Genomic DNA, 8,484 nt, shown 5'->3' on the forward strand with positions numbered 1-8,484 from the left:
CAGCGCCGTCCGCCCGGAGGGCGGGACGCGCGGCGTCCGGTGCCTGCGGCCGCGGGGCAAAGGACCGCCCTCGTACCGGGCGTACCCGGATGCTTCCGCCGACGCGGCGGGGGTCCGTGCCGGGCGTCGCGCGCCGGGCGGGATCTGTCGGCCACGGGCTAGTCCCAGCCGTTGACCAGCTTGCACACCTGAACGGGTGCGGCGGACAGGGGGAGCCGGTCCAGTATCGTCTGCAGGCTCGTACAGACCGTCCGATCGGCCTGTACGGGGCCGGGTTGCCCGGCCGGGGAACCGAAGGAGGCCGTCCCCGAGGCGGAGGCGGCACCGGCGGAGAGCGCGAGCGAGACCAGGGCGAGACCGGTGACGGCGGCAGTGCGTGCGGCGCCGACCGGCCGGCGCGAGAGCGAAGAGCTGAACACGATTCCCCTTCGGCTGTTGCGTCCTGCCGGGGGTTCCCGGCAGGACGACGATGCCAGCGAGGAGGGCGCGGGGGCGTGCCCGGACGTGTCAGCTTGCTGCACGGGCCACGGCAGCTTCGTGCAAGCGGCCCCGGTCGCGGAAGGTCCCGGGGAACGCCCCCGACCGGGGCCGCACGCGTCCGGCCCCGGAGTGTTTGGAGGAACACCCCGGGGCCGGATCAGTCATCCTACGTGGGCCGTGGCCGCGGCTATTCCGTGGCGATCGCGTTCAGCACGTTCATCCTGCCCGCCCGGAACGCCGGCACCAGGGCCGCGAACAGGCCGACGAAGGCGGAGGCGACGAAGACCGTGAGGATCGTCGGCCACGGGATCTCCAGGACGTTGAGCCCTTCCAGGGCCAGCAGCTTCTGGGCCGCCGTGCCCCAGCCCATGCCCAGGCCCAGGCCGAGCAGGGCGCCGAAGACCGCGATGACCACCGACTCCAGACGGATCATCCGGCGCAGCTGGCGGCGGGAGAGGCCGATGGCGCGCATCAGTCCGATCTCGCGGGTCCGCTCGACCACCGACAGCGCCAGGGTGTTCACCACTCCGAGCACCGCGACGATGATCGCGAGCGCCAGCAGGCCGTAGACGATGTTCAGCAGCTGGCCGATCTGGTCCTTCAGCTGCTCCTTGAAGTCGGCCTGGTTCTTCACCTCGTACTGCGGGTACTTGGCGAGGGCGGCCTTCAGCGCGGCGTACGCCTCCTTCTCCTTGCCGTCCTCGGCCTTCGCGAACATCATCATGTTCTTCGGCAGGCTGTCGGCGGGGACGTACCGCGCGGCGGTCGCGACGTTCGTGTACATCGCGCCCTTGTCGATGTTCACGTCGTCCGAGGTGATCGCGGCAAGCCTCAGCTTCGCGGTCTCGCCGCCCCTGAACGCGACGGTGAGCCGGTCGCCGACCTTGAGGTGGTGCTTGGTGGCGTACGTGTCTCCGACGGACATGGCGTCCTTGCCGTACGCGTCGGCCAGCTTCCCGGCGACCGTCTCGCGCCGGACGTCCTGCTGGTACGTGGGATCGACGGCGGCCAGGACCTTGTTCTCGGTGGTGCCGTCGGGAGCCGTGAGACCGGCGCTGACGACCTTGTAGCCGGTGAAATGCTCGATGTCCGGCACGGACTCCAGGGACTTCACCGCCTGGTCCACGAGGAGCGTCGGGTTGCCGCCGGACGGCTGGACGATGAAGTCGGCGCCGACCGACTTGTCGAGTTCCTCGGTGGCCGAGGCGACCATGGAGGAGCCGACGACCGAGAGGCAGGCCACCAGGGCGAGGCCGATCATCAGGGCGGCGCCGGTCGCTCCGGTGCGGCGCGGGTTGCGCAGGGCGTTGCGCTCCGCGAGCCGTCCGACGGGGCCGAACATCCGCAGCATGACCGCGCTCAGTACCCGGACCACGAAGCCGGCCAGCAGCGGGCCGATCACGATGAAGCCGATCAGGGTGAGCACCACGCCCACACCGAGGAAGAGCGAGCCTTCGCTCGACTTGTCGGCGCGCGTCGCGGCGAGCAGCGCGGCGCCACCGGCGAGGGTGAGGACCAGGCCGATCGCGGCCCGGACCCGGCCCGCGCGGCCGTCCGACGGGGTTCCGGCGTCGCGCAGGGCGGCCATCGGGGAGATCTTCCCGGCGCGACGGGCCGGGATGTACGCGGCGACGACGGTCACGATGATGCCGAGCGCGAGGCCGACGACCGGGGTCGTCCAGGCGACCGTGAGGTCGTCGGTGGACAGTTCCATGCCCACGGCGCCCATGAGCTTCATCAGGCCGACGGCGAGGACGATGCCCGCGCCGACGCCGAGGACGGAGCCGAGGATGCCGAGGAACAGTGCCTCGATGAGCACGGAACGGTTGACCTGCTTGCGGCTGGAGCCGACGGCCCGCATCAGGCCGATCTCGCGGGTGCGCTGGGCGACCAGCATCGAGAAGGTGTTGACGATCAGGAAGATGCCGACGAGGAAGGCGATCCCGGCGAAGCCGAGCATCGCGTACTTCATGACGTCGAGGAAGGAGCCCATCGAGTTCTTGTCGGCGTCCGCGGCCTCCTTCTGGGTCTGGAGCTTGTACGCGGAGGTGTCACCGAGCGCCGTGGCGACGTTCTGCTTCAACTGCGCGTCGGAGACGCCGGTTTCGGCGGTGACGGAGATCGCGCTGAAGACATCGGGCCCGCCGAGCAGCTTCGTCTGCGCGGTGGCGGTGTCGAAGTAGACGATCGCCGCACCGGGGTTGGTGACCTTGAAGGTGGCGATGCCGCTGATCCTCGCGCTGATGTCACCGGGGGCTGCGATGGTGCGCAGCTCGTCGCCGATCCGCAGGTGGTGCTTGTCGGCGGTGTCGGCGTCGATCACCACCTCGGTGGGGCCGCGCGGTGCGTGGCCGGAGGTGATCTCCATCGAACGCAGGTCGTTCCTGGTCCAGTTGCCCGCGATCGTCGGGCCGCCCGAGGCGGGGCCCAGGTTCTTGTCGTGACTGTCGACGACGGTGACGGACATGCTGCTGACCGCGCCCTCGGCGGACTTCACACCGGTGGCCTTGCCGACCTGCTCGACGGCGGAGGCGGGCAGCGTGACGGGCTTGCCGTTCTCCGGGAGCCGGTCGTTGTCCTCGGGGCTCTTCGGGCTCACGGTGACGTCGGCCGAGGTCGCGGCGAAGAGCTTGTCGAACGTGGTGTTCATGGTGTCGGTGAAGACGAGCGTGCCGCACACGAACGCCACCGACAGCAGGACCGCGACGGCGGAGAGCGCCATGCGTCCCTTGTGCGCGAAGAAGTTGCGCCTCGATGTCTTCCAGACGGTCATGAGGTCCGCCCGCGGGAGTCGAAGTCCTTCATGCGGTCGAGGACCTGGTCGGCCGTCGGGTTGTGCATCTCGTCGACGATGCGCCCGTCGGCGAGGTAGAGCACCCGGTCCGCGTAGGAGGCGGCGACCGGATCGTGGGTGACCATGACGATGGTCTGGCCCAGCTCGTCGACGGACCTGCGCAGGAAGCTCAGCACCTCGGCGCCGGCCCGCGAGTCCAGGTTCCCGGTGGGCTCGTCGCCGAAGATGATCTCCGGCCGGGCGGCGAGCGCCCTGGCCACCGCGACGCGCTGCTGCTGGCCGCCGGAGAGTTCGGTGGGCCGGTGCTTCAGCCGCTCGGCGAGACCGACGGTCTCCACGACCTGCCGCAGCCAGGCCGCGTCGGGCTTGCGGCCCGCGATGTCCATCGGCAGCGTGATGTTCTCCAGCGCGTTGAGCGTCGGAAGCAGGTTGAACGCCTGGAAGATGAAGCCGATCCGGTCCCGGCGCAGCTGGGTGAGCTTCTTGTCCTTGAGCCCGGTGATCTCGGTCTCGTCCAGGAAGATCTGGCCGGAGGTCACGGTGTCCAGTCCGGCCAGGCAGTGCATCAGGGTCGACTTGCCGGAGCCGGAAGGACCCATGATCGCCGTGAACTGCCCGCGGGCGATGTCCACATCGACATGGTCGAGCGCGACGACACGGGTCTCCCCCGCCCCGTAGGCCTTGACGACCTGCCGCGCCCGCGCAGCCACGGCCGTACGCCCTCCAGTGCCCCCGTGCCTGGGAATGGTTACAGCCGTTGTCACGGTTTTTCTCCTATGTCCGTCAGTGTTCAAGATGTCGCGGTGTACGGATGAAGTCTGGTGTTCCGAGGGGGGCCGGCGCGCTGGTGCGCAGCGCAGTCCTCGGGTGGGGTTTCCCCCACCTCACCCCCTGGGGTCAGCCGCATCCACGGCGGGAATCAGCCGTTTCTCGCGGTGTAGGAACACGATAAGGAGCGGCCCCGTGCCGTCACGTCCTCCGCCGGGAGGAAGCACCCCTGGGCAAAAGTGGGGAGCGCCCCTTAGGGGTATCGGCCCCTGGGTGGAGACGGGCCTCAGGGGCTGGACCCATGGGCGCACGCTCCGGGGTCCGCCGGGGCGTCGGGCCCGTCCTCCAGCAGCGGCACCCTCCCCACCGGGAACCACGGGTGAGACAGTGTCACGAGAAAATACGTGCAGGGGGAAGGAATCTTGGTGAGCGGCGCGGGCGGCAGTACCGAAGCGATGTCCGGCTCCGGGGTGGACCCGGCCCCGTCCCCGGCGGCACCGCGCGGACGCGGTCCGGTGGTGGCCGCCCTGATGCTCGGCATGGCCCTGGCGGCCATCGACGGCACCATCGTCTCCACCGCCGTTCCGCAGATCGTCGGCGATCTCGGTGGTTTCTCCGTCTTCTCGTGGCTCTTCTCCGGCTATCTGCTGGCCGTGACGGTCACTCTGCCGGTCTACGGGAAGCTCTCCGACACCTTCGGCCGCAAGCCGGTCCTGATCGCCGGCATCGTCCTGTTCCTGTTCGGTTCGGTGCTCTGCGCCGCCGCCTGGAACATGGCCGCGCTGATCGCCTTCCGGGTCGTCCAGGGCCTGGGCGGCGGCGCCCTCCAGGGCACCGTGCAGACCATCGCCGCCGACCTCTACCCGCTCAAGGAACGCCCGAAGATCCAGGCCAAGCTGTCGACCGTATGGGCCACGTCGGCGGTCGCGGGGCCGGTGATCGGCGGACTCTTCGCGGTGTACGCGGACTGGCGCTGGATCTTTCTGATCAATCTGCCGATCGGGGCCGTCGCGCTCTGGCTCGTCGTACGCCACCTCCACGAGCCGTCGCGCACCCGCCGGGCGGCCGGCGCGCCCCGCCCCCGTATCGACTGGGCGGGCGCCCTCGCGGTCTTCGCCACCGGCGCCCTGCTGCTGACCGCGCTCGTCCAGGGCGGGGTCGCCTGGCCCTGGTTCTCCGCCCCGTCCCTCGGGCTGCTGGCCGGCAGCGTCGTGCTCGGCGCGCTGACGGTCGTCATCGAACGGCGGGCCGCCGAGCCGATCATTCCCGGCTGGGTCTGGCGGCGGCGGACCATCGCCTCGGTCAATCTCGCGCTGGGCGCGATGGGACTGCTGATGGTCGCCCCCACCGTCTTCCTGCCGACGTACGCCCAGTCGGTGCTCGGCCTCGGCCCGATCGCCGCCGGCTTCGTGCTGTCCGTGATGACCCTGAGCTGGCCGGTCTCGGCGGCATTCTCCAACCGCGTCTACAACCGCATCGGTTTCCGCCTCACCGCGATCATCGGCATGGGCTGCGCCCTGTTGATACTGCTCGCCTTCCCCCTGCTGCCGTATCCGGGCGAGCCCTGGCAGCCCGCCCTGATCATGCTGCTGCTCGGCGCGGCGCTCGGGCTGTTCCAGCTGCCGCTGATCGTCGGGGTGCAGTCGACGGTCGGCTGGGCCGAGCGCGGCACGACGACCGCGTCGGTGCTCTTCTGCCGACAGGTCGGCCAGAGCGTCGGCGCCGCGCTCTTCGGCGCCGTCGCCAACGGGGTCCTCACCTCCCGGCTGGCCGCCGCCCCGGTACCCGGGCTGCCGGGCGACCTGGACGCGGTCTCGCACGCCCTGGACGACCCGGGCAGCCTCTCGGCCGCCGCCACGGACCAGTTGCGGCGGGCCGTCGACGCAGCCGTCGACCATGTCTACCTGGGGGCCGCCGCGGCCGCGGCGCTCGCCCTGCTGGTGCTGGTCCTGCTGGCCCCGCGCCGCTTTCCGGTCCTCACCGAGGAGCCCGGCGGCGACACCCCCGCGCCGTAGTGCGGGGAGCTCCATTTCGTCGAGAGTTCACGCAACTGAGCCATTACCGTGGGTAGTTCAAGCCATACTCTCCTCAACTGCCATACCCGCGAGTAATGTTCGCGCTTCCTACAGCACCACCGCACTCCTGCCTTGCCGTCCGGCCCAGGACCCGAGCCTTGCAAGGAGCAGCACCAGATGTCGTACGGAAACCCGCCCCCGTCCCCGCCTCCCTCCCGGCCCGAACGGCTGCCGAAGCCGTCCCGGCGGCATCAGCCCCCGCCCCCGTACCACCCCGACTACCTGCTCCCCTGGCAGAGTTCGCAGCCCTCGCCGCCCGCGGAATGGACGGACACACCCGCCGCGCCCGCGCCCACGCCCACCCGTCACGGCGATCTGCGCCGGCTGCGCACCGCCTACCGGCTGCTGCGGCGCATCACGACGCTGACCGCACTCGGCTACTTCATCGCCTTCCTGCTGCTCTCCGGCTTCGCCAAGGACCTGATGGACCGGCCCCTGTTCGCTGGTCTCAACCTCGGCCTGGCGCTCGCCCTCTGCCAGCTCCCGGTGACGCTGCTCGCCGTCGTCCTGTACGAGCGGACCGCCCGGCAGACCGTCGATCCGCTCGCCGCCCGGCTCCGAAGAGCGGGAGCGGCCCAGTGAACGGATTCGACAACTCCGCGCAGACCATGTCCCTGGTGGCCTTTCTCGCCGTGGCCACCGTGGCGCTGCTGCTCTGCGTGATGACCGGTCCGGACCGCGACGACCTCCACGAGTTCTACACCGGCTCCCGCTCGCGCTCCCCCCTGCGCAGCGGCCTCGCCCTGGCGGGCGACTACCTCTCCGCCGCCACGGTCCTCGGCACCACCGGCATCATCGCCCTCACCGGCTACGACGGGCTGATCCTCGCCCTGAGCATCACCCTCTCGCTCGTGCTGCTGATGTTCCTGCTGGCCGAACCGCTGCGCAACGCGGGCGGGTTCACCATGGGCGACCTGCTCGAACGCCGCGCCCCCGGCCGCGCGGTCCGCATCGCCGCCTGCGCGGCCGCTCTCGCCGCACTGGTGCCGATGATGGTCGTCCAGCTCGCGAGCAGCGGCGATCTCCTCGCCTTCATCCTGGGGTTCGACAGCTCGGGCTTCCGCACCGGCGCCATCATCGGGCTCGGCATGCTGATGATCGGCTACGCGGCGATCGGCGGCATGAAGGGCACCTCGCTGATCCAGGTCGTGAAGACCGTGGTCCTCTTCGTCGCCGCCCTCACCATCGCCGTACTGATCATGAACCGGTTCGGCTGGGACACCGGCGCCCTGCTCTCGGCCGCCCAGCAGGGCAGCGGGGCGGGGGGCGCCTATCTGCGCTCGGGGCTCCAGTTCGAGGGCAGCGGGCTCGACATGGTCAGTTCCGAACTGACCGTGGTGCTCGGCGCCGCCTGCCTGCCGCACGTCACCCTGCGCATGACGAGCGCCCCCTCCACCCAGGCCGTCCGCCGCTCACTGTCCTGGGCGGTCTCCGTGGTCGCCGGGATCTGTCTGCTGCTCGTCGTGATCGGCTTCGGTGCCGGCGCTCTCGTCGGGCATGACGGCATCACCGCCGCCGGGGCATCCGGGAACAGCTCGATCCTGCAGGTCAGCGGAGCCGTCGCGGGCGGCGGCCAGATGGGCGCGCTGATCGTCACGACGATGACGACGGCGATCTTCCTGACACTGCTCGCCTCGGTCGCCGGAATGATCCTGGCCTGTGCCAACGCCCTCGCCCACGACCTCTTCGCCCACGGCCTGCACGGGGTGCGCCGCCAGGACAGGCAGCCGGTGGCAGGCCTGTCCGAGATGCGTACGGCACAGATCTCGGCGGTCGCCGTCGGGCTGCTCGCCATCACGCTCGCCGTCGTGGCCCGCCACTGGAACGTGCAGGCGCTGGCGACCCTCTCGTTCTGCGTCGGCGCGTCGGCGCTCGCCCCGGCGCTGGTCTACAGCATGTTCTGGCGGCGGTTCAGCCGTACCGGACTGCTCTGCACCCTCATCGTCGGCACCGTCACCGTCATGGTGCTCATCACGGGCACCAATCTGGTCTCGGGCTCCCCCTCCTCGGTCTTCCCCGAGTACGACTTCAACTGGTTCCCCTTCACCACGACCGGGCTCGTCTCCATCCCGGCCGGTTTCCTGGCGGGCTGGCTGGGAACCGTCCTCCCCCGTTTCACGGCGGCCGAGGCCCGCCGCCAGTACGACAGGGAGGAGCCCCGGATCCTGGCGGGGGTGCCACCGGCGCCAGGGCCCTGAACCACGCCGCGCGGCAAAGGGCTGTCCCGTAATCCCAGGTGGATCAGCGTGCGGCGTCGGATGCGGTGCATCGCAAGGCGGAGGGACGCCCGAATACTGGATGTATTCGGGCGTTCCGACAACGCGGCGAGGTGCCGTAGCTGTCGTCGCACGCCCGCCAGGGATTACG

General features: G+C 70.5%; 6 protein-coding genes. 3 read left to right on the forward strand and 3 right to left on the reverse strand.

From position 1 onward, the window contains the following. Positions 1–158: 158 nt before the first annotated feature. From ABZ826_RS32710 to ABZ826_RS32720, 3 genes are all read right to left on the reverse strand, one after another. Positions 159–419, reverse strand: a complete 261-nt coding sequence (locus tag ABZ826_RS32710) for a hypothetical protein (RefSeq protein WP_361456531.1) — start codon at positions 417–419, stop codon at positions 159–161. 248 nt (positions 420–667) lie between these two features. Then, positions 668–3,253, reverse strand: a complete 2,586-nt coding sequence (locus tag ABZ826_RS32715; protein WP_361456534.1) for an FtsX-like permease family protein — start codon at positions 3,251–3,253, stop codon at positions 668–670. After that, entirely contained in the window at positions 3,250–4,038 is a 789-nt protein-coding gene (locus tag ABZ826_RS32720; protein WP_361456537.1) for an ABC transporter ATP-binding protein, read from the reverse strand. Before ABZ826_RS32720 ends, ABZ826_RS32715 begins: the two co-directional genes overlap by 4 nt. Positions 4,039–4,497: 459 nt before the next feature. Between ABZ826_RS32720 and ABZ826_RS32725 the strand changes: the two genes are divergently transcribed. From ABZ826_RS32725 to ABZ826_RS32735, 3 genes are all read left to right on the forward strand, one after another. Then, positions 4,498–6,057 carry an MFS transporter gene (locus ABZ826_RS32725; RefSeq protein WP_361456546.1) on the forward strand — a complete coding sequence of 520 codons (1,560 nt, stop codon included), beginning with the start codon at positions 4,498–4,500 and terminating at the stop codon, positions 6,055–6,057. Between the two features lie 177 nt (positions 6,058–6,234). Continuing rightward, positions 6,235–6,699, forward strand: a complete 465-nt coding sequence (locus ABZ826_RS32730) for a DUF485 domain-containing protein (protein ID WP_361456540.1) — start codon at positions 6,235–6,237, stop codon at positions 6,697–6,699. Positions 6,700–6,725: 26 nt separating this feature from the next. Further along, positions 6,726–8,315: a cation acetate symporter gene (locus tag ABZ826_RS32735; RefSeq protein ID WP_361456549.1), complete on the forward strand. Its 1,590-nt coding sequence runs from the start codon at positions 6,726–6,728 to the stop codon at positions 8,313–8,315. Positions 8,316–8,484: the final 169 nt, after the last annotated feature.

It is taken from the genome of Streptomyces sp. NPDC047515 (assembly GCF_040643055.1).
Lineage (GTDB): Bacteria > Actinomycetota > Actinomycetes > Streptomycetales > Streptomycetaceae > Streptomyces.